This is a genomic window from Streptomyces sp. NPDC085481 (genome assembly GCF_044541845.1).
In the GTDB taxonomy this organism is placed as follows: Bacteria; Actinomycetota; Actinomycetes; order Streptomycetales; family Streptomycetaceae; genus Streptomyces.
Genome location: NZ_JBITTJ010000013.1, coordinates 224,999 through 245,686, shown reverse-complemented (window position 1 = coordinate 245,686; position 20,688 = coordinate 224,999). Strand labels below are relative to the sequence as shown.

Below are 20,688 nucleotides of genomic sequence, written 5' to 3'. Positions count from 1 at the left end.
GGCCTGAGCGGGGCCTGAGCCGGGTCCCCGACCCGGGCCTGGGCCGGGTCTGAGCCGGGTCCGACCTGGACTCGATCCGGGTCGGATCCGCGCCGGATCCCGTGACGGGCGAGCCCTGGGCACGGGCGGGGTCCACCCCCTACTCTTGCGCCCTGATCCGTCGGGGCGCGAGGTGGGAGAGACATGGGAGTACTGCCGGAGGGGCTCGGCGCGGCGATACGCGACACCGCGCAGGACATCGCCGATGTGCTGCGCGGCGCCCCCGACACCGGGCTGCCCGTACCCCGCTCCACCTGGACCGTCGGCGAGGCCGCGGCCCACCTCGGCCAGGCCAACGAGCTGATGGCCGACCTCGCCGCCGGCCGGCCCCGCCCGTACGGCGACGGCAGCCCGCAGAGCCTGGCGGCCGCGAACGAGGAGGCCCTGGCGGCCTTCCCCGAGCGGGCCGCGGGGCCGCTCGCCGACCTGATCCTCGACCAGGCCCTCGCCTTCCTCGACGCCGTCGAGGAGCGCGCGCCCGAGGAGGTCGTGGAGACCCCGATGGGCCCGTACGACCCGGCCACCCTCGGCTCGTACCTCCTGACCCACATGCTCGGCCACGGCTACGACCTCGCGCGTGCCCTCGGCCGCCCGCACATGCTCGACCGCACCCGGGTCGGACTGTCCCTGCCGTTCATGGTCGCCGCCATGCCCCGGGTGGCCGTTCCCGCCGCCGTCGACGGGCTCAGCGCCCGCTACCGCGTACGGCTGTGGGGCGGCGCAGGGTTCGGCGTGATCATCGAGGACGGCGCGGTCACGACCACGAACGGGCCCCTGGACCGCCCCGACTGCACCGTCCTGACCGAGCCCGTCGCGTTCCTGCTCATGGCCCTCGGCCGGATCGACCCGCGCCCCGTGATGGCGACCGGCCGCGCCCTCGCGTGGGGCCGCAGGCCCTGGCTCGGCCCCCGCTTCCCGGGGCTCTTCGTCGCTCCCTGAGCCTTCCCGGTACCCGGCTACCGCGCCGCCAGCCGCGCCTCGTGCACCCTCAGGTGCAGGGTCGCCAGGTCGAGCAGCGGCGTGGCCACGCCCAGCGCGCGGGCCCGGTCGGCCAGATCGCCGAAGAGGTGCTCCGCCTCGGTGGGCCGGCCGGCCGCGAGGTCCCGGTAGAGCGAGGGGACGAGGGAAGACCCCGTCGCCGTCACCACGTCCAGGGTCGCCCGCCGCTCCGCCTCCGGTACGGGGTGACCGGCGGCGGCCGACACCGCGGCGATCTCGTCGAGCAGGGCCGTGCCGAGGGCCGTGCCGCCCGGGACGGCGTTGATCTCGCCGACCGTGCCGCGCATCAGGCTGGTCACGGCGCCGAAGGTGGTGATGAAGACCCACTTGTGCCACATCGCGGTGCGGACGTCCACGGGCACCGGCGCGTCGATGCCCGCCTTCGTCAGCGCCTCCCGGATCCGCTGCACGCGGGGCGAGAGCGTGCCGTCCTGCTCGCCGAAGGCCAGGTGGGCGAGCGGGGCGAGGCGCAGCACGTCGCCGTTGCCGTCGAGGGTCGTGACCACCTTCGCGACGCCGCCGAGCACCCGGTCCGCGCCGAACCGGGCGCCGAGCGCGTCGATGTGGGCGAGGCCGTTGAGCAGCGGCACGATGGCCGTGTCCGGCCCGACGGCCGGCGCGAGGTCGTCCATCGCCGGCCCGAGCGCGGTGGACTTCACCGAGAGCAGCACCAGGTCGTACGGGGCGGGCGCGGCGGCCAGCTGCTCCGCCGTGACCAGGACGGGGTCGAGCCGCCACTCCTCGCCGCGGCCCACGACCCGCAGGCCCCGCTCGCGCAGGGCGGCGGCACGGCCGGGCCGGACGAGGAAGGTGACGTCCTGTCCGGAGCGGGCCAGCATGGCCCCGAGGTAACCACCGGTGGCGCCGGCGCCGACGACCAGGATCTTCATCGCTGTGAACCTCTCGTGGGGGTGTTCTTGGCGGAGTGCGTGAGCAGCGGGGTGAGCAGCCGGTGCGGCGCGGCGAGTGCCGCGGTCACCGGATCGGCGTCCGGCCCGGCGGGGCCGAGCCCGGGGCCCGGGGTGACGAGCAGGTCCGCGACCGGCACGGCGGCCCCGCAGCCGGTGCAGCGGCCGTCCTCGGCGACCGGGGCCTCGTCGCCGACGTGCCGGAACACGCGGCGCGGGCCGCCGTCGGCCGCGTAGAAGTGATCGCCCCAGGAGGTGAGGGCGCGCACGGCGGGCCAGAGGGCGACGCCCTTGGCGGTGAGCACGTAGACCTCGCGGCGCCCGGTGTCCGGGCGGCGTTCGAGCACCCCGGCCGCGGTGAGCGTGGCCAGCCGGTCGGTGAGGACGGCGCGTGGGACGGACAGGTGCGCGGCGAACTCGCCGAAGCGGCGCACTCCGTAGAAGGCGTCCCGCACGATCAGCAGCGTCCAGCGCTCGCCGATGATCTCCATCGAGCGCGCGAGGGCACAGGTCTGCCCGCGGTAGTCACGCGGAAGTGTCATGGACAGACCCTAGCGCAAAGAGTTCGGTGACTGAACTGTTCAGGCGGTACGGGCTGTTCGGCCGCCCGGCGGTTAGGCTCGGCGCACGATGAACAACCCCCACCACCCCTCGGAGCCCAAGGCCGACAAGGCGGGCGTACGCCGGCACAACCTGAGCCTCGTCCTGCGCACCGTGCACGAGGCCGGCGAGACGACCCGGGCGGCCGTCGCGGCCCGCGTCGGACTCACCCGCGCCGCCGTCTCCTCGCTGGTCGAACAGCTCCTGGAGCTCGGGTTGCTCGTCGAGTCCGGCAAGACCTTCAGCGGCCAGGCGGGCCGCCCCGGCACCGTCCTCAAACCCGCGGCCACCGGGCCGGCGGGCCTCGGTGTCGAGATCAACGTCGACTACGTGAGCGTGTGCGTCGCCGACCTCGCCGGATCCGACCGGGTACGGCGCACGGAACCGCTCGACAACCGCACCCCCGGCGCCCCCGAGGTGCTCCGGCGGGCCGCCCGCATCACCGCCGAGGTCCTGACGGAGGCGGCACGCCTTGACCTGCGGCCCACCGGCGTACGGCTCGCGCTGCCCGGCCTCGTCTCCGGCGGCACCGTCCGCCAGGCCCCCAACCTCGGCTGGAACCACGTCGAAGCGGACGCCCTCTTCGCCGCGGCCCTGGCCCGCGACCTGCCCGTAGCCTCCGACAACGAGGCCAATGTCGCGGCCCTCGCCGAGCTGTGGTTCGGCTCCCTCGGCGAGCTGCGCACCTTCCTCTACGTCACGGGCGAGATCGGCGTCGGCGGCGCGATCGTCCTGGACGGCGAACTCCTGCGCGGCGCCCACGGCTTCGCCGGCGAGATCGGCCACCTGCCCGTCACCCCGGACGGCCCGCCGTGCCGCTGCGGCTCCCGCGGCTGCCTCGAACAGTACGCGGGCCAGTCGGCCCTCCTGCGCGCCGCCGGAACCCGCAGCCTCGACACCCTCGCCCGCCGCGCCAAGGCCGCCGAACCCCGTACGCTCACCGCCCTCGCCGAGGCGGGCCGCATGCTCGGCGTCGCCCTGTCCGGCGCCGTGAACCTGCTCGACACCGAGGCGGTCGTCGTCGGCGGCATCTACCCGCGCCTGATGCCCTGGCTGGCGCCCGCCGCCGAGGCCGAACTCGACCGGCGCGTCCTGTCCGGCCTCACGCCACGCCTGCGCCCCGCCTCGACCACGGCCACCACCGCCCGCGGCGCCGCCGCCCTCGTCCTGCGCGAGATCCTGGCCGACCCGCTGGCGTACGGAGGTTGACCCTGCTGCCTACGGCGGCTGACTCCTCGTCGTACGGCGGCTGGCTTCTCGTCGTACGCGGCTGGCTCCTCGTCGTAAGGCGACCGACCCGGCGGCGTACGGCGGCCGAGAGGGATGACCGATCGGAACCGGCCACTCTCATCGCACTCTCACCCGCGCCTTATCCGGCCATCACCAGCCGCTCCTAGCTTCGCCGTCATGTTCTTCACCTACCTCCGGCGCGAGCTGCGCCGTCGCAGAAAGGCGGCGCTCGTCGTCGCCTCCGGGCTCGCGCTCGGCATCGCGCTGGTCATCGTCGTCAGCTCCGTCTCGTCCGGGATGAAGCAGGCACAGGACAAGGTCCTCCAATCCCTCTACGGACTCGGTACGGACCTCACGGTCACCAAGGCGCAGGAGCAGCCCAAGGCGGGGGAGCAGGCGCAGCGACCCCGGTTCCGGTTCGACGGGCGGGACGACGGTGCGGAGCAGAGCAGCGACCGGCTGATGGTGCAGGGCTTCCAGACCCTCGCCGACTCCACCGTCGGCACCGTCGCCCGGCAGGACGGCGTCGCCCAGGCCGTCGGCGGCCTCAGCCTCGTCAACCTCAAGATCAACGGCGAGTTCAAGCGCGGCCAGATCCAGCGCGGCCAGACCGGCGCGGGCCAGGGCGGCGGCCCCGGCGGCGGTACGGGGCCGGGCTCCGGTTCCGGGCCCGGCGACACCGTCACCGGCGGCGGGGCGGCCTTCGACGTCGACTCCTTCACGATCTACGGCACCGACGTCACCGCCCCCGGCCTCGGCCCCCTCACGACCTCCACCGTCACCACCGGCCGCACCTTCCAGACCACCGAGACCGACGCCAAGGTCGCCGTCGTCGACAGCTCCTACGCCCAGCAGGAAGGGCTCGCCGTCGGCAAGACGCTCACCGTCAAGGCCGTGGCCTTCCAGATCATCGGCATCGCGACCGCCGACAGCGGCCAGGCGGCCGCCCAGGTCTACCTCCCGCTGAAGCAGGCCCAGACGCTCTCCGACTCCAAGGGCAAGGTCACCACGGTCTATGTGAAGGCCGCCGACTCCACGAAGATCGACGCCGTCAAGGGCGCCATCCAGAAGAACGTCACCGGCACCACCGTCACCACCTCCGCCGACCTCGCCAAGACGGTCTCCGGCTCCCTCGACACCGCCTCCGGCCTCGCCACCACCGTCGGCACCTGGCTCTCGTACGCCGTGCTGCTCGCCGCAGTCCTCGTCGCAGGGCTGCTCACCTCATCCGCCGTCAGCCGCCGCGTCCGCGAGTTCGGCACGCTCAAGGCGCTGGGCTGGAAGAGCGGCCGGGTCACCCGGCAGGTCGTCGGCGAGGCCCTCGTCAACGGTCTCATCGGCGGTGTCCTCGGCATCGCGGTCGGCCTCGGCGGCGCCTACCTCGTCACCGCCGTCAGCCCCACCCTCACCGCCGAACTCGGCGCGTCCGCGGGCGGTCTCGGCGGCCCCGGCGGCGGGGCCGGCGGCCGGATGCTCGTGGGCGGCGGACCCGGCGCCACCGCCGGCCTCGGCAAGAGCCTCGACATCGCCCTGACCGCCCCGGTCAGCCTCACCACCGTCGGCCTCGCCGTCGTCCTCGCCCTCGGCGGCGGCCTCGTCGCCGGCGCGTTCGGCGCCTGGCGCGCCTCCAGGCTGCGCCCCGCCGACGCGCTGCGTCGCGTCGAGTAGCAGCCCGAACCCCTTCCCGTACCGCAGGAGCGCAAGATGTACGAACTCACCGGCGTCACCAAGCAGTACCGCCGCGGCCAGGAGAGAGTCGACGCCCTCGCCGGCATCGACCTCACCATCAGCGAGGGCGACCGCCTGGTCATCCAGGGCCCCACGGGCGGCGGCAAGTCCACCCTGCTGCAGATGCTCGGCGGCCTCGACCGCCCCACCTCCGGCAGCATCCTGCTCGACGGCATCGATCTCGCCACGCTCCCGGAGAGCCGGCTGACCACCGTCCGCAGCCAGAACATCGGATTCGTCTTCCAGAGCTTCAACCTCATCCCCACCCTCACAGCGCAGGAGAACGTGGAGACCGCGCTCGTCCCGCTCGGCGTCAAGTCCGCCGAACGCCGTCTGCGGGCGTCCGAGGCCCTGGACTCGGTCGGCCTCGGCGAGCGCGTCGGCCACCTGCCGTCCGAGCTCTCCGGCGGCCAGCAGCAGCGCGTCGCCATCGCCCGCGCGCTCGTCAAGCGGCCCAAGGTGCTGCTCGCCGACGAACCCACCGGCAACCTCGACGAGTCGATGCGCGACGAGATCGTCGAACTGCTCGAAGGGCTCTGGAAGGAACACGGCCTGACCTTCGTGATGGTCACCCACGACAGCGCCATCGCCCGCCGCGCCCCGCGCCTCGCCACCCTCCGCAAGGGCCGGATCTCCCTCAAGGAGAACGCCGCGACGGGGTGACCCGGATCACCCCGCCGTGGGGGTGCTCGGCCTCGCCGAACACCCCTACGGTGACGGCGTCGCCCCCGGGCCGGGACCGAGGGCCGGACAGCGGGAGCAGTCGCGCATGTTCACCTTCACCTCCGAGGACGGCGTCGAGATCCACGTCCACGAGTGGCGGCCGGCCGGCCCCGTCCGGGGCGTGGTGCAGATCGCGCACGGCATGGGCGAGCACGCCGGCCGCTACGCCCCGCTCGCCGAGCACCTCATCGGCCTCGGCTTCGCCGTCTACGCCGCCGACCACCGCGGCCACGGCCTGTCCATGCACGCCGGCCCCGGCCACTTCGGCGCCGACGGCTGGAACCTCCTCGTCGCCGACCTCGCCGCCCTCACCCGCATCGCCCGCGACAACCACCCCGGCCTCCCGGTGGTCCTCGTCGGCCACAGCATGGGCTCCTTCGCCGCCCAGCAGTACCTCCTCGACCACGCGGGACTCGTCGACGGGGTCGCCCTCTCCGGCACCACCGCCGTCGACCGGCTCCTCGTCGCGCTCCTGGAAGCCGCACAGCAGGCCCGGGAGGCGGGCATCGAGGGCGGCACCGCGTTCGACGCCTTCAACGCCGCGTTCGCGCCGGCCCGCACCGAGGCCGACTGGCTCAGCCGCGACGAGGCCCAGGTCGACGCCTACCTCGCCGACCCGCTCTGCGGCTTCACGGCCGACGACCAGGGCATGGCCGACATGGGCGCCGCCGCCGCGCGGCTGGCCGCCCCCCAGGGCATACCGGACGCCCTGCCACTGTGCGTCCTCGTCGGCGACCACGACCCGCTCAACGGCCGGCTCGCCCTCTCCGACCTGCTGGTCTCCCGCTACCGCGAGGCGGGCCTGACGGACATCACGTACCGCAGCTACGAGGGCGCCCGCCACGAGGTCCTCAACGAGACCAACCGGGAGGAGGTCTTCGCCGACCTCGCGGCCTGGATCGAGCGCGTGGCGGGCTGACCGTCACACCCGGACGCCGTGCCGCCGCAGATACCCGAGCGGGTCGACGTCCGAGCCGAAGTACGGCGTGGTCCGCACCTCGAAGTGCAGGTGAGGGCCCGTCACCCGGCCCGTCGCACCCGACCGGGCGATGCGCTGACCGCCCGACACGCTCTGGCCCGCCGAGACGCGATGCGGGAGAGGTGGGCGTACTGCGTGTAGCGGCCGTCGCCGTGCCGGATCACGACCTCGTTGCCGTAGCTCCGGTTGTAGCCGGCGCGCACGACCCGGCCGGGCCCGACCGCGCAGCGGCCGGGCCCGCCACAACAGCGCCGCGGCGGCGCCGAGCGCGGTAAGGCCGGCGAGGACAGGTCGTCCATCGGTATGCCGTCGGCTTGGCGTCGCACGCGCAGGGGCCGCTTCTGTGGCTCGCTCATGGGGCCCTTCCGGCCGTCACCCCGGCGAGGTGACGACGTGTCGGATGATCTCGGGGGACCATCGTCACAGGCGTGACCGTTCGCAAGGCCACGCCGAAGGTCCCGAATGGTGCGGTTTTTGGTCCCGCTGCGCGGCGGCGTTGTCAGTGGGTGCCCCTACCGTTTTCGACATGACGACCACGACCTATCTGGAGCTGTCGCAGGACGACGGCGGTGCGCACAAGTTCTACGAAGTGACGGTCGACGCCACGGTGGTGTCGGTCCGTTACGGACGGATCGGTGCGGCCGGGCAGACACAGACCTCGACGTTCCCGACGGCTGAGAAGGCCCGGGCAGCGGCGGCGAAGAAGATAGGGGAGAAGACCCGCAAGGGCTACGCGCCGGCCGTCCGGGGGCAGCGCGCGGCCCGCGCCGTGACCCGCCGCGCGGTCGGCTCCGCGCCCTCCACGGCCCGCGCGGTCGCCCCCGTCCTGTGGCGCTTCCGCACCGGTTCCGCGGCCTTCGGGATCCACGTCGACGACGAGCGCTGCTGGGTCGGCAACCAGGCGGGCGAGGTCTTCACGCTCAGCCACACCGGCGAGGTCCAGGCCCGTTTCAGCCTGCCCGACGGCGTCAAGTGCCTGGTCGCCGACGACTTCTGGATCTACGCGGGCTGCGACGACGGCCGGGTCTACGACCTGTCGTCCAAGCTGCCCTTCGCCGCCTACGACATCGCCGTCGACGTCGACATCTTCTGGCTCGACATCCACGAGGGCGTGCTGAACGTGGCCGACCGCTCCGGCCGGCTGACCGTCATCGACCACGAGGACGAGCACCAGTGGTCGCGCGGCGGCCGCGGCGAGCACGCGTGGATGGTCCGCGCCGACGCCCACGCCGTGTACCACGGCGACAGCCGGGGCGTCACGGCGTACGCCCCCGACGGTGGCGGCGAGCTCTGGCACACCAGCGCCGAGGGCGGCGTGCTCTTCGGCTGGCAGGAGGACGGCTCCGTCTACGCGGGCACCGCACGCCGCAAGGTGCACCGGCTCGCCAAGAAGGACGGCAGGACCGAGGCGGTGTACGGGTGCGACAGCGCGGTGTACTCGTGTGCCACCTCGCCCGGCGGTCGCTTCGTCTTCGCCGGTGACAACGCCTCCTCGGTGTACTGCTTCGCCGAGGACGGCACCCGGCTGTGGAAGCTGGGCACCGGCGGCGGTTCGGCGCTGTCCATGCAGTACCGCGACGAGCGGCTCTACCTGGTGACCACGGACGGCTCGCTCGTCTGCGTGGACGCGAGCGAGGCGGCCATCGCCGCGGCCCAGCGGGGCACCGTCCCGGTCGCCCAGGACATCAAGCTCGCCGAGGCGCTGCCCACGTACGCGCCGGCGACCACCGTCGCGGCCGTCACCGCCGTCAGCACCGCGCCCGCGGGCACGGTCGTCGTCGAGTGCGTGCAGGAGGCCGGCAGGGTGCGCGTCCACGTGGTGACGGAGGGGTACGAGCCCGGCTGGAACGTGCAGTTCCCGCGGGCCATCCGCGAGCCGGGGGCCCGTTACGTCGTCGACGCCCTGCACGCGGCCTCGGGCGGCTTCTACCGGGTCCGCGGCGACATCCGGCGCCTGCTGTGAGCACCTTCGAGGCGGCCACGGGGGACGGCCCGGAGCTGCCCGCGGCGGAGACCGGACAGCGCCCGCGCGAGGTGCGGGCCGCGTTCGAAGGCCTGCTCCAGATCCGGCGTCTGACCGACGGTCAGGCCACCCGTCCCGCCGCATGGGAGCGCAGGCAGCCGGTACGGGCGGTGGCCCTCGCCCTGGAGGCGGCCGGACAGCCCCCTTCGGCAGTGAACGACTCGGGCACCCGCACGGCCACCGGCTACCGCGTCCTGGCAGGCGACCGCCCCGGCACCGCCGTAGTGGAATGGCTGGGGCCTCCCGGCGCGGGCGCAGCCCACCAGGAAGAACCCGCCCTCACGGCCTGCGCCACCGTCCTGGAGCGCCTCGGCTGGGACGCCCTCCTCTACCGGGGCCCCCGCGGCCGCCGCTTCCTGGAGGTGGAGCCTGCCCCCTAAGCGCTGCCCGGCCCGCACCGGTCAGGCGATGGACGCGGAGACGACCGCCGAGACCGCGATGTTGCAGGCGGCCGTCACCCAGACCGCGGGGTGCGGTTCCGGGTCGACCAGGGTGGCGCCCAGCTTGCCCGGGGTGACCAGGTCCACGACGAGGAAGGCCAGCGCCATCATCACCAGGCCGAGCAGGCCGAACGCGGCGGTGGAGGCGAGGCCCTTGGCGAAGTCCTCGTACGTCGTCCAGATCGAGGTGAAGACGATGCCGCCTATGCCCAGCAGGGCCGAGGTCAGCAGGATCGCGGCGTTGCGGTTGCGGTCCTCCCAGATCTGCCGGCCGAGCTTGCCGGGCGTCAGCAGGTCCACCAGGAAGATGCCGAGGATCAGCAGGACGACGCCCAGGGCGCCGTACGCCGAGGCCCGGCCGAGGCCGTTGACGATGTCGGTCATGAGAATGCCGGCTCCGGAAGGAAGTGATCGTGAACGATCGCGGTCAAGGACCGGCAAAATGTAGCGCAGGGCCCCACGGCCCCGGCGGGGCGGGCTCCCGGGCGCCTTGACCGCTCGATCGACACCCGGCGAGCGCCGCGAAGGATGACCTGTATGGACGAGTAACGCAGAGGGTTACGGCGCCGTACGGAGCAGAGTGGGGAGCGCCTGTGGAGGGCGCGCGCACCCGCCGCGCCCGTGTCACGCACCGGGAGACCCCATGACCGCTCTCAACCGCCGCGACCTCGGACTGCTCGTCCTGCGGGTCGGCACCGGCGCCGTACTCGTCGCGCACGGGGCCCAGAAGCTCTTCGGCTGGTTCGGTGGCGGCGGCATCGAGGGCACCACCAAGGCGATGGAGGCGATGGGCTTCCGGCCCGGCCGGGAGAGCGCCGTCGCCGCCGGGCTCGGAGAGGCGGGCGGCGGCGCCCTGCTCGCCCTGGGCCTCGCCACCCCGGTGGCCGGCGCGGCGGCGGCGGGCGCCATGGCCGGCGCCGTCGCCGTGCACGCACCGGCCGGCTTCTTCGCCATGGAAGGCGGCTTCGAGTACCCCGCCTTCCTCGGCTTCACCGCGGCCGCCATCGGCGTCGCAGGGGCCGGCCGCTACTCGCTCGACCACGCCTCGGGACACGTGGTCGACCGGCCCTGGGTGGTCGCCGTGGCCTTCGTCGGTACGGCGCTCGCCGCCGCGGCCGTCGTCGGCCGCCGGGCCCAGGAGGTGTCCGCGCCCGGGCCGGCCGCGGACCAGGAGCCCGAACCCGAGCACACGACCGCTCCGGAAGACGGGGGGTGACGCCGTGAAGGCGATGACCATGCCGCGGTTCGGCGGCCCCGAGACCCTCACCCTGGTCGACCTCCCCGACCCCAAGGTCGCCCCCGGCGAGGTCCTGATCCGCGTGGTGGCCGCCGGCATCAACCCGGTGGACTGGAAACTCGCCGCCGGCGGGCTCGACCCCTTGATGGTGACCCACTTCCCGCTCATCCCCGGCTGGGACGTGGCCGGCGTCGTCGAACGCAACGGCCTGGACTCGCCCGAATTCGCGCCGGGCGACGAGGTGTTCGGCAACATCCGCAAGGACAGTGCCGAGCACGGCAGTTACGCGGAGAAGGTGGCCGCCCAGGTCTTCATGCTCGCCCGCAAACCCCGCTCCCTGAGCTGGGCGCAGACCGCGGGACTGCCGCTCGCCGGGCTCACCGCGCTGCAGGCCGCCGACCGGATCGGCGTCGGCGCGGGCGACACCGTGCTCGTGCACGCCGCCGCCGGGGGCGTCGGCTCCCTCGCCACCCAGATCGCCGTGGCCCGCGGCGCCCGGGTCATCGGCACCGCGAGCCCCGCCAACCACGACTTCCTGCGCGAACTCGGCGCGGAACCCGTCGCGTACGGGCCCGGCCTCGCCGACCGGGTACGGGCGCTCGCCCCCGAGGGTGTGGACGCCGCCCTCGACTTCGTCGGCGGCGAGGCCGTCGACGTCTCCGTGGAACTGCTGCCCTCGCCCGGACGGCTCGTCTCCGTCGCCGACCACCGGGCAGCGGCCCTCGGCGGCCACTTCGTGTGGGTGAGGCCCGACGGCGCGGGCCTCACGACGCTCGCCGAGCTCGCCGACGAAGGCCGGCTCACCGTCCCCGTCGAGAAGGTCCTCCCCCTGCGCGACGCCGCCGAGGCCTGGCGTCTCAACAGCGAGGGTCACACCCGGGGCAAGCTGATCCTGTCGGTCGGCGAGGCCTGATCGCCTGGGTAGTGTTCCGGGAAGATCCGGCGCCGATCCGGGCTTGATGCAGGGGGGAGAGCCGCGACATGCAGGCACGCGAGGGAAGGTACGGGCGCCGGACATGAAGATCGATCTCACGGACACCAATTCCAGCAAGATCAACAAGGCGATCCTCGGGGCCCGCCGCGCCGTCGGCACACCGGCCGTCGGCATGGTGCTCACGCTCGTCATCGTCACCGACGAGGAGAACGCCTACGACTCCGTGAAGGCCGCGAACGAGGCCTCCAAGGAACACCCCTCCCGCACCCTCGTCGTCATCAAGCGCCGCGCCCGCGCCCCGCGCGGGCGCAACGAGACGCGTCTGGACGCCGAGGTCCGGGTCGGCACCGACGCCGGCGCGGGCGAGACCGTGCTGCTGCGCCTCCAGGGCGAACTCCTCACCCGCGCCGAGTCCGTCGTCCTGCCGCTGCTCCTGCCGGACGCGCCCGTCGTCGTCTGGTGGCCGGCCGACGCCCCCGACGTGCCGTCCCGCGACCCGCTGGGCGCTCTCGCCCAGCGCCGTATCACCGACGCGTACGCCGTCGAGGACCCGATCGCCGCGCTCGCGGCCCGTGCCGCCTCGTACGCCCCCGGCGACACGGACCTCGCCTGGACCCGGCTCACCCCCTGGCGCTCCCTGCTCGCCGCGGCCCTCGACCAGGCCCCGACGACGGTGGTGTCGGCCGCCGTCGAGAGCGAGGCCGAGAACCCCAGCGCCGAGCTCCTCGCCCGCTGGTTCGGCGCCCGCCTGAACGTCCCGGTCGACCGGGTGGTCACGGACGGGCCGGTCGTCACCGCCGTCCGCATGGGCACCCCCGCCGGCGAGATCCGCATCGACCGCCCGGAGGGCCCGGTGGCCCGGCTGGCCATCCCGGGCCAGCCGAACCGCGTCATGGCCCTCAAGGTCCGGACCACCGCCGAACTCATCGCCGAGGAACTGCGCCGACTCGACCCCGACGAGGCGTACGCGGCGGCGCTGCGGTACGGCCAGTAGGACGCGGCCCGGCCGCCGCCGGCCGTCCGGGCGGCGGTCACCGCCGCGGGTTCGTCACGGGCCGACGGCTTCGTCACGAGCCCACGGCCCCCGCCTCATTCCGTGCGCCGGAACACCATCACGAAGTCCGCCATCTCCCGTACCCGGGGCACCTGCGGATCCGGCAGCGCGCGCAGCCGTTCGCACGCCTCCGCGACGAGCCCCAGGTGCTCCTCGCCCACCTGCCAGGCCCCGGTGAACAGCCGGCCGCCCGCCAGCGACCGGGCCATCTGCTCCGGGGAGACCCGGAAGACGGTGGGCCGTTCGCTCGCCGTGCCCTCGTAGACCAGGCCGTGCGCGGCGGCGATCGGGGCGAGGACCTGCGGGCCGTCCTGCCGGGCGGCCTCCGGGTCGAGCCGGTCCTCCAACTCGCCCACGACACGGCCGATGTCGTCACCGGGGCGCATGCCGCGGGCGGGGATCACCAGATAGCGGCCGCCCGGCCGGAGCACCCGCGCCACCTCGCCGAAGACCGCCCGCGGGTTCGGCCCGGCGTGCAGCAGCCAGGTGGACACGGCCTGCGCCACCGACCCCGTACGCACCGGCAGCCGGCCCGCGTCGCCGGCGGCCACCCGGGCGCCGAGCCGCGCACGGGCGTGGGCGAGCATGCCGGGGGACAGGTCGATGCCGCACACCCGGTGGCCGCGGGCGGTCAGTTCGGCCGCCACGATCCCGGTGCCCACGCCGATGTCGAGGACAGGCTCGGCCGGGTCGAGCAGCGCGGCGAGCTGCTCGGCGAAGGCGGCGGCGCGGGCGGTGCCGCCGCGCGTGGCGTCGTAGGTGGGGGCGATGGCGTCGAACGCGGCGGTACGGCCCATGGACGACGCCCCGCTCACGCGACGGGGGCGGTCGGCGTGAAGGAGACCGGCAGGGTCGCCATGCCGCGCAGGATGCCCTCGCGCCGGGTGAGGTCCTCGTCCGGGTCGGTCAGCCGCAGGTCCGGGAAGCGCCGCAGCAGGGTGCCGAGCGCGATCCGCGCCTCGGCCCTGGCCAGCGGCGCACCGAGACAGAAGTGCACACCGTGTCCGAAGGCGAGCTGCTGCGGCACCTCGCGGCGGGCCACGTCGAGGAGGTCCGGCCGGTCGTAGCGGGCCGGGTCGCGGTTGGCCGCGGCGAGCCCGATGATGATCATCTCGCCGGCCGGGACGGTGACGCCGCCGATCTCGTACGGGTCCACGGTGAACCGGGCGACACCGCGGCTGACCGGCCCCTCGTAGCGCAGCAGCTCTTCGATCGCGCCGGGCAGCAGCGAGGGATCGTCGCGCAGCGCGGCGAACTGCTCGGGGTGGCGCAGCAGCGCGTGCACGCCGTTGGCGATCAGGCCGGCCGTGGTCTCGTGCCCGGCGAGCGTCAACAGGATGGCCATCGCGGTCAGCTCGCGGTCGGAGATCCGCTCCTCGGCCTGGGCCGCGCACAGCGCGCTCAGCAGGTCGTCGCGCGGCTCCTTCCTGCGCTGGGCGATCAACGGCTCGTAGAACTCGGTGAGTTCGGCCCGCGCCCTGGCTCCCTTGGCCAGCCGTTCCGGGGTGTTGGGCGGCATGATGAGTCCGACGGCCAGCCTGGCGAAATCAGGCTGCCCCTCGGCGGGGATGCCGATGAGTTCGCTGAGCACCGCCATCGGCAGCGGCAGGGCGAACTCGGCCACCAGATCCGCGGTTCCGCGGCCGGCGAAGGCGTTCAGGTGGGCATCCGTGAGCGCCTGTATGCGCGGGGCCAGCGCCTCGATCCGGCGGGCGGTGAACGCCTTGGAGACGAGGTTGCGCAGCCGGGTGTGGTCCGGGCCGTCGGCCACCAGCATGCTGGCCATCAGGACGTTGGTGCGCTCCTGGTGCGCCATCTCCTCGGCCAGGCCGCTGACCCCGGCGGGGCTGCTGCTGAGCCGGGGGTCGGTGAGCGCGGCCACCGCCTCGTCGTACCCCGTGACCATCCAGACTTCAAGGGTGGGATTCAGCCGAACCCGCTGGACGACGCCGTGCTCCCGGATGCGCTCGAACAGCGGGTAGGGATCGGGCTGTTGGGCTACGTCGAGCGGCACGTCATGGACGATCGTCTGGCCTTGATCCGACATCCGTTACTCCCCGTGAGCGTGGGAAAGATCCGTGGCACGTAGTCATACCAGCCACCGAAGTTGCGTGGTAGCGTCACCGGCCATCGGCACGGAGAATTGCCCGCGGAAGGGCGTCGCCCACCGGCGAATCGTTTCCTCCGCATTGCTCAACCGGAAGCATTTACGGCCTCAACCAGGCCTTTCTGCGCAGGGGGAGACGTTTCGTGGAGCGATCGGATCAGGCGGCGGCAGCCGACCCGATACTCGACCTGGCCCGGCCGTCGGTCCTCCGCAACCCCTACCCGGCATATGCCGAGTTGCGCGAAAGCACCCCTGTCTTCTGGCATGAACTCCTCGGCTCCTGGGTCCTCACCCGGCACGCCGACTGTCTCGCCGTCCTCACCGACAGCACCCGTTTCGCGTCCGACTGGCGCCGGTCGGGCGAGGACATCCCGGCCCCGCTGCTGAGCGTCCAGACCCTCGACCCGCCGGAACACACGGCCATCCGGCACCTGTTGCTCGACGGCTTCCGCGCCCAGGACCGCCGGGCCCTGCACGAGGCGCTGGACCAGCAGGTCAAGGAGCTCCTCGCCGAGCTCGCCCCGCGAACCTCCTTCGACCTCGTCGGCGAGCTCGCCGAACCGCTCGCCCTGCGCTTCGTCACCGCCTTCCTCGGCGTCCCCGCCCCGGACCTCGCCTGGTTCGTCCCCATGTCCCGCACCGTCGTGGACGGCATGGACGCGGGCCTGTGGCCCGAGCGGCACGAGCCGGCCGTCGCCGCCCGCGCCGAACTCGCCGAGTACGCCGGCGGCTGGCTCGCCGACCCGCCCGAGGACGGCCTCATCGCCTACGTCGCCGCCCACGCCGGCGGCAGCGGCGTCGACCCGGCCGTACTGCGCAACAGTCTGCGCACCGTCCTCCACGCCGGCTACGAGTCGGCCTCCCGCCTGCTCGGCAACGCCGCCGCGGCCCTGCTCACCACGCCCGGCGCCCCGGCCGCCTTCCGCGCCGCCGGCCCGGCCACCGCCGTCGACGAACTCATCCGCCACGACGCGCCCGTCCAGGCCGATGCCCGGGTCTGCGTCGAGGACACCGAACTGGGCGGCGTCGCCATCAAGGCGGGCGACCCCGTCACCCTCCTGCTCGGGGCGGCCAACCACGACCCGCTCCGCTTCGCCCACCCCACCGAGCTGCGACTCGACCGTGCCCCGAACCCCCACCTCGGGTTCGGCCGCGGGGCCCACGCCTGCCTGGGCGCGTCCATGGCGATCCGGCTCGCCGGATCGGTCCTCGGGACCCTGGCCACGGACCACCCCGGCGCACGGGCGGTCGCGGAACCACACCACCGGCGCAACCTCACCCTCCGCGGCCTCGACCGTTTCGAGGTGACGCTGCGCCCTTCGACGGGGGAGGAGGACCGGACATGAAGTACTGGCACTGAGCCCGAGCCACGTGAATGCCCGCCCTTCAGCGGGGGAGGAGGTACGGACATGAAGTACTGGCACTGAACCTGAGCGGCGCGGTGCCCGCCTCGGATGCGGGCACCGCGCCCAGGGGGTGACACCCCCGGAGCCGGGGCCCTCGCGCGCGGGCGTGCGCTGCGGGGGCCGCCGGCCGTCCTCCGGTGAGGCGGGTGGGCGCCTCCCGCCCGGTCCGCCGGAGGCCCGCCCCTGCCGTCCTACCCCGGCAGCACCCGGACCCGCCCCTCGGCCGGCCGGGCCCACCAGTGGTCGTACCTCCGGTAGAGCGCGAGGTCGCGAGCGGCGAGCGCGGCATGCAACACCCCTGCCTCCTCGGCGAGTTGCTCCCACACCGGCTCCGGAAGGTCACGGAAGGCCGTGACCTCGATGCCGCCCTCGGCCGGCCGCCACACCCCGCCACGTAGCCGTCGACGAGCACCGTGGGCAGCACGTCGCCGTTGTTGCGGATCACCACGCGCCGGTAGCCGGGCGGTATCACCCGGCCGCGATCGGCGTACGCCAGCAGAACGCTGTCCCACATCGCCATCAGCCGCGGCGGCGAGCTGACGGCCGAGGGCGGCCCGATTGAGCTCACGCGCAGTCATCCTCACACGGGCCATCTCCCCGGTCGGCCGTCGCCGGCGACGGCCACGGGCGCGCCAGGACCGAGCGCCGCCGCACCCCGTGGGTCACGTCCCCGACGGTCGCGGCTGCTCCGGTGGAACCGAACTCTCGGCAACCGCCATCCACTGGTCCAGGTCGGACTGGGTGAACTCGGTCCACGGTGGGATTCCGGGGAGCCGGCGGAGGAGGTCGTAGGCCTCGGGGATCCGGGGGCCGCGCAGGACCGGGCAGTGGCAGCCGGCGATGACCTCGGCGTTCAGCTGCTGGAAGGAGGTGACCACCGTCCCGAACTTCTGGGCGTCCAGCAGGGCGACCCAGGGAGAGACCAGTCTTCCGCCGAAGAACTGGCCGTCGCGGAACTCGTCTGGAGAAAGGGCTGCCACTTCGGGCATGGGGGTCGGCACGTTCGTGGCGAAGGTGTCGACGGCCCACAGGACGTTGGTCTTCGAGTCGAAGAGGGCGCGGGTCGTGGGGTTGTCGTACAGGGGCGGCCGCTTGGCGACCAGGGTGCGGTCGCCCGTGTCGATCGTGTCGCCGTCGGTCAGGAAGCGGCACCGGTTGATGGGGGTCTCCCACTCCTCGGCCATGCGGCCGATGGAGAACCAGGTCGTCAGCAGGGTCGCGTTCGGGCATTCCGCGAGGACCGCCAGGAGGTTGCCGGCGTGGTCGCGGTCGTCGTGGGTGAGGAAGATCCACCGTACGTCGAGGGGGTCCACGACGGACCAGGCCGCCTCCAGCCACTGCGAGCGCACCGCGGGCGCCCCGGTGTCCACGAGGACCGGTTCGGCTCCCCGGATCACCATCGAATTCATCGGGAAGTGGCCGACCGGTGGGGCCTCAAGAGCCCACGGGATGACGAACGTCTCCTCGGCGATCTTGTAGGGTTGCAGAAGGCTGAAACTTTCCATGGTCGTCATCGCTGCTCTCCCAGAGGACGGAGTCGCCGCAGCGTCCATGAGTCCAGTGCAGCCCCGTGCCGGGCCGTAGTCAAACGCAGAACCAGTGACGGTCGGCTCCGGAGAGTGACGAGGGTGTGCGGTCGGTGGCGGCAGGCCTCGCCGTGGCCATCGTCAGCACGGGATTGGGGGATCCTGGCTGGGGCTGGGGCTGGGGCTGGGGCTGGGGCTGGGGCTGGGGCTGGGGCCGGGGCCGGGGGCATGGCCTTGGCCGACGCGCCACCCACAGGCCACGGTTAGGCGTCGCCCGTTCCCCCTGGCGATACTCGTCCCACCACGACCAGCACCAGGGGGAACGTCCGCATGACCAGGATTCTCGTCGCCGCCACGCCCGTGTCCGGCCACCACGGTCCGCTGCTCCAGATAGCCCGCCACCTGACCGGGCTCGGCCACGAGGTGGTGTTCCTCGGTGGCGCACGCTTCGCCGACCAGGTCCGGGCCGCAGGTCCCGCCTTCCGCGCCCTGCCCGCCGAAGCGGACTACGACGACCGCGACTTCTCGGCCCGCTTCCCGGAACGTGAGCGGATCCCGGCCGGACCGGCGCAGATCATGTGGGACGTCCGGCACGTCTTCGGTGATCCGACGCCCGCTCAGTTCCGGGGCCTGAAAGGCCTGCTGGACGAGTTCCCCGCCACCGCCGTCCTGCACGACAACCTCTTCTTCGGCGGCGTCGCCCTGTCCCTGAGCGACGAGCCGGGTCGCCGCCCGGCCACCTTCAGCGTGGGCGTCTCGCCGCTCGGCGTGGAGAGCCGGGACACCGCGCCCCACATGCTCGGCCTGCTCCCGCCCGCCGACGAGGCGCAGCGCGCCGGCTACGCGGAGCTGGCGGACCGCATGGCGGAGCAGCGGGCACCGCTCGACGCCCACCTGAGGGCGTGCTTCGGCGCGGCGGGCGTGGCGCTGCCCGAAGGCCGGCTCGGACGCACCCTGATCGAGGCCGCAGATGTCTTCCTCCAGCTGACGGTCCCCGGCTTCGAGTACCCGCGCAGCGACCTGCCGGGCACCGTCCGCTTCGCCGGCACGATCCCGATCCCGGCCGCCGCCGGCCAGGAGCCGCCCGCCTGGTGGCCGGAGCTCCAGGCGGCCCGCGCCCAGGGCAGGCGGGTCGTCGTGGTCACCCAGGGAACCCTCGCCAACACCGATCCGAACCGGCTGATCGGCCCCACCGTGCGCGCCCTCGCCGACCGCGAGGACGTCTTCGTCGTGGCCGCCACCGGCCGTGACGACGCCGCGTCGCTCCTCGCCGCCGAACTTCCCGCCCTGCCCGCGCACATCAGGATCGCCGGCTACGTCCCCTTCGCCGAACTCCTCCCGCTCGCCGACGTCCTGGTCACCAACGGCGGCTACGGCGGCACCCAGGCGGCCCTCGCCCACGGCGTCCCGCTCGTCGTGGCAGGCGACACCGAGGACAAGCCCGAGGTCGCCGCCCGGGCCGAGTGGAGCGGCACCGGCATCAACCTCCGGACCGCCGACCCCTCCGTGGCGGCCGTCCGGGGCGCCGTGGAGAGGGTCCTGTCCACGCCGTCCTACGGCGCGCGCGCCGCCGACCTGGCCAAGGAGTACGCCGCCCACGACGCCCTCGGCCTCATCGACGACCTCGTCCGGCGGACCGACACGCGCTGAGCGCGAGCGTCCGACCACGGTACGTATCTCGCCAAGCTCGCCCGGGAGTTGGCCGAGAGCTGGTCTTGACCCCACGACGGTTTGCTCCCTCCCCGCCCCACCCGCAAGGATCGCCGCAGAGAATCATGTCGAACGGGGGAGTCATGAAACCTCGCCTGGTCTTCGTCCACGGCATCGGCGGCCCCCGCGACGCCGTCGCCGACCTGGACGAATGGCTGCGGGCCGTGGCCGCGGGAGCCGGTGCCGCCGGGCACTCGGCGCACGTCTCGGGCCTTACCGGCGGCTGGGCCGCCGATGCCCGCTTCGCCTACTACGGCGACCTGTTCCGTACCGCCGGCGCCCAGGGCTCCGGCGCCGCTCCGGGGGAGGACGGCGACGACGAGATGCTCGCCGAGCTCCTCCTGGAGGCCGTCGACGAGCGGCTGGCCGACCCCGGCCTGCCCCCGGCCGAGGCCCGCGCGCTGCGGCACGCCCGTACCCAGCTCGCCCCGCCCGGCGGAGCGCAGGGCGCCGGCGCGCCCGCGCGGCGCGTCGTCAACGCGGTCACCAGCCTGCTCGCCGTACCCGGGGTGCGCTCCGCCGGCGGCTGGCTCAGCGCCCGCGTCACGGCCGGCATGCTCGGCCAGGTCGCCCGCTACCTCAACCGCGCCGAGCCCGACGGCGCCACCACCCTCGACCAGCGGATCCGGGCCCGCGTCGCCGACTGCCTGGACCCCGACGGCCCCAACGTGGTCGTCGCCCACTCGCTCGGCACCGTCGTCGCCCTGGAGACCCTGCACGAGCAGCGCGCCGACGTGCCCCTCCTGATCACCCTCGGCTCGCCGCTCGGCATCCGCACCGCCGTCCAGCCCCGGGTCCGGCCGAACCCCCTCGCCACTCCGGCGTCGGTGGGCCGTTGGCTCAACTTCTGGGACCGGGACGACATCGTGGCCGCCCGGCCGCGGCTGGAGAGCTTCGTCCGGCCGAACGCCACCGCCGTGGCCCCCGCGTCCCGTCGCGTCGACTCGGACGGCGCCTGGGTCCACCCGGCCGCCAAATACCTGGCGCAGCCGGCCGTCGCCGGGCCCCTCGTCGAAGCCCTGACCTCCCTCGCGGGGCACTGAGA

At 74.0% G+C, this 20,688-nt stretch carries 19 protein-coding genes and 2 pseudogenes; 13 read left to right on the top strand and 8 right to left on the bottom strand.

Translation table 11 applies throughout. From position 1 onward, the window contains the following. Window positions 1-183 precede the first annotated feature (183 nt). Window positions 184-978 (top strand): maleylpyruvate isomerase family mycothiol-dependent enzyme, encoded by a 795-nt coding sequence (locus ACIGEZ_RS26100; protein ID WP_399835187.1) that lies wholly within the window; start codon window positions 184-186, stop codon window positions 976-978. Between the two features lie 17 nt (window positions 979-995). Here ACIGEZ_RS26100 and ACIGEZ_RS26095 read toward each other — a convergent pair whose 3' ends face one another. Both ACIGEZ_RS26095 and ACIGEZ_RS26090 read right to left on the bottom strand, forming a co-directional pair. Next, window positions 996-1,928, bottom strand: a complete 933-nt coding sequence (locus ACIGEZ_RS26095) for a ketopantoate reductase family protein (RefSeq protein WP_399835184.1) — start codon at window positions 1,926-1,928, stop codon at window positions 996-998. Then, window positions 1,925-2,488: a winged helix-turn-helix transcriptional regulator gene (locus tag ACIGEZ_RS26090; protein ID WP_399835181.1), complete on the bottom strand. Its 564-nt coding sequence runs from the start codon at window positions 2,486-2,488 to the stop codon at window positions 1,925-1,927. The genes ACIGEZ_RS26095 and ACIGEZ_RS26090 overlap by 4 nt, the downstream gene beginning before the upstream one ends. Before the next feature lie 88 nt (window positions 2,489-2,576). On the opposite strand from ACIGEZ_RS26090, the gene ACIGEZ_RS26085 reads away from it, so the two are divergent. The 4 genes from ACIGEZ_RS26085 to ACIGEZ_RS26070 all read left to right on the top strand — a co-directional run bounded on the left by ACIGEZ_RS26085 (window position 2,577) and on the right by ACIGEZ_RS26070 (window position 7,146). Next, window positions 2,577-3,755, top strand: coding sequence for an ROK family protein (locus tag ACIGEZ_RS26085; protein ID WP_399835178.1), 1,179 nt, complete (start codon window positions 2,577-2,579; stop codon window positions 3,753-3,755). 198 nt (window positions 3,756-3,953) lie between these two features. Then, complete coding sequence (locus ACIGEZ_RS26080) at window positions 3,954-5,444, top strand: ABC transporter permease (protein WP_399835175.1); 1,491 nt, start codon at window positions 3,954-3,956, stop codon at window positions 5,442-5,444. 36 nt (window positions 5,445-5,480) lie between these two features. Next, a complete protein-coding gene (locus ACIGEZ_RS26075) occupies window positions 5,481-6,167 on the top strand; it encodes an ABC transporter ATP-binding protein (RefSeq protein WP_399835172.1) in 687 nt (228 codons plus the stop codon). A gap of 16 nt (window positions 6,168-6,183) precedes the next feature. Next, window positions 6,184-7,146, top strand: a complete 963-nt coding sequence (locus ACIGEZ_RS26070; protein WP_399835169.1) for an alpha/beta fold hydrolase — start codon at window positions 6,184-6,186, stop codon at window positions 7,144-7,146. Between the two features lie 3 nt (window positions 7,147-7,149). Here the strand turns inward: ACIGEZ_RS26070 and ACIGEZ_RS26065 are convergent. Continuing rightward, window positions 7,150-7,430: pseudogene (locus tag ACIGEZ_RS26065) on the bottom strand (M23 family metallopeptidase); the annotation flags it as partial. Between the two features lie 302 nt (window positions 7,431-7,732). Here ACIGEZ_RS26065 and ACIGEZ_RS26060 point away from each other — a divergent pair. After that, window positions 7,733-9,169: a WGR domain-containing protein gene (locus ACIGEZ_RS26060; protein ID WP_399835166.1), complete on the top strand. Its 1,437-nt coding sequence runs from the start codon at window positions 7,733-7,735 to the stop codon at window positions 9,167-9,169. Then, window positions 9,166-9,609 carry a hypothetical protein gene (locus ACIGEZ_RS26055; protein WP_399835163.1) on the top strand — a complete coding sequence of 148 codons (444 nt, stop codon included), beginning with the start codon at window positions 9,166-9,168 and terminating at the stop codon, window positions 9,607-9,609. Before ACIGEZ_RS26060 ends, ACIGEZ_RS26055 begins: the two co-directional genes overlap by 4 nt. A 21-nt stretch (window positions 9,610-9,630) precedes the next feature. Here the strand turns inward: ACIGEZ_RS26055 and ACIGEZ_RS26050 are convergent, their stop codons facing one another. Next, window positions 9,631-10,053, bottom strand: coding sequence for a DUF350 domain-containing protein (locus tag ACIGEZ_RS26050; protein ID WP_399835160.1), 423 nt, complete (start codon window positions 10,051-10,053; stop codon window positions 9,631-9,633). Between the two features lie 259 nt (window positions 10,054-10,312). On the opposite strand from ACIGEZ_RS26050, the gene ACIGEZ_RS26045 reads away from it, so the two are divergent. From ACIGEZ_RS26045 to opcA, 3 genes are all read left to right on the top strand, one after another. Then, window positions 10,313-10,885: a DoxX family membrane protein gene (locus tag ACIGEZ_RS26045; protein ID WP_399835157.1), complete on the top strand. Its 573-nt coding sequence runs from the start codon at window positions 10,313-10,315 to the stop codon at window positions 10,883-10,885. A 4-nt stretch (window positions 10,886-10,889) separates the two neighbouring features. Continuing rightward, a complete protein-coding gene (locus ACIGEZ_RS26040; protein WP_399835154.1) occupies window positions 10,890-11,819 on the top strand; it encodes an NADP-dependent oxidoreductase in 930 nt (309 codons plus the stop codon). Window positions 11,820-11,922: 103 nt separating this feature from the next. Continuing rightward, entirely contained in the window at window positions 11,923-12,834 is a 912-nt protein-coding gene (gene opcA, locus ACIGEZ_RS26035; RefSeq protein WP_399835151.1) for a glucose-6-phosphate dehydrogenase assembly protein OpcA, read from the top strand. Between the two features lie 95 nt (window positions 12,835-12,929). Here the strand turns inward: opcA and ACIGEZ_RS26030 are convergent, their stop codons facing one another. Together ACIGEZ_RS26030 and ACIGEZ_RS26025 are read right to left on the bottom strand one after the other, a co-directional pair. After that, the gene (locus ACIGEZ_RS26030) at window positions 12,930-13,691 is read right to left on the bottom strand and encodes a class I SAM-dependent methyltransferase (protein ID WP_399835147.1); all 762 of its coding nucleotides are present in this window, start codon (window positions 13,689-13,691) and stop codon (window positions 12,930-12,932) included. Window positions 13,692-13,705: 14 nt separating this feature from the next. Then, complete coding sequence (locus tag ACIGEZ_RS26025; protein WP_399835144.1) at window positions 13,706-14,908, bottom strand: cytochrome P450; 1,203 nt, start codon at window positions 14,906-14,908, stop codon at window positions 13,706-13,708. 236 nt (window positions 14,909-15,144) lie between these two features. Here ACIGEZ_RS26025 and ACIGEZ_RS26020 point away from each other — a divergent pair, with 236 nt between their 5' ends. Next, window positions 15,145-16,347 (top strand): cytochrome P450, encoded by a 1,203-nt coding sequence (locus ACIGEZ_RS26020; RefSeq protein WP_399835141.1) that lies wholly within the window; start codon window positions 15,145-15,147, stop codon window positions 16,345-16,347. A 251-nt stretch (window positions 16,348-16,598) separates the two neighbouring features. Here the strand turns inward: ACIGEZ_RS26020 and ACIGEZ_RS26015 are convergent. Both ACIGEZ_RS26015 and ACIGEZ_RS26010 read right to left on the bottom strand, forming a co-directional pair. Beyond that, window positions 16,599-16,960, bottom strand: a pseudogene (locus ACIGEZ_RS26015) (DNA glycosylase AlkZ-like family protein); the annotation flags it as partial. A 109-nt stretch (window positions 16,961-17,069) separates the two neighbouring features. After that, complete coding sequence (locus ACIGEZ_RS26010) at window positions 17,070-17,921, bottom strand: MBL fold metallo-hydrolase (RefSeq protein WP_399835138.1); 852 nt, start codon at window positions 17,919-17,921, stop codon at window positions 17,070-17,072. A gap of 342 nt (window positions 17,922-18,263) precedes the next feature. Here ACIGEZ_RS26010 and ACIGEZ_RS26005 point away from each other — a divergent pair, with 342 nt between their 5' ends. Then, window positions 18,264-19,583, top strand: a complete 1,320-nt coding sequence (locus tag ACIGEZ_RS26005; protein WP_399835135.1) for a nucleotide disphospho-sugar-binding domain-containing protein — start codon at window positions 18,264-18,266, stop codon at window positions 19,581-19,583. Between the two features lie 143 nt (window positions 19,584-19,726). After that, window positions 19,727-20,686: an alpha/beta hydrolase gene (locus ACIGEZ_RS26000; protein WP_399835132.1), complete on the top strand. Its 960-nt coding sequence runs from the start codon at window positions 19,727-19,729 to the stop codon at window positions 20,684-20,686. Window positions 20,687-20,688: the final 2 nt, after the last annotated feature.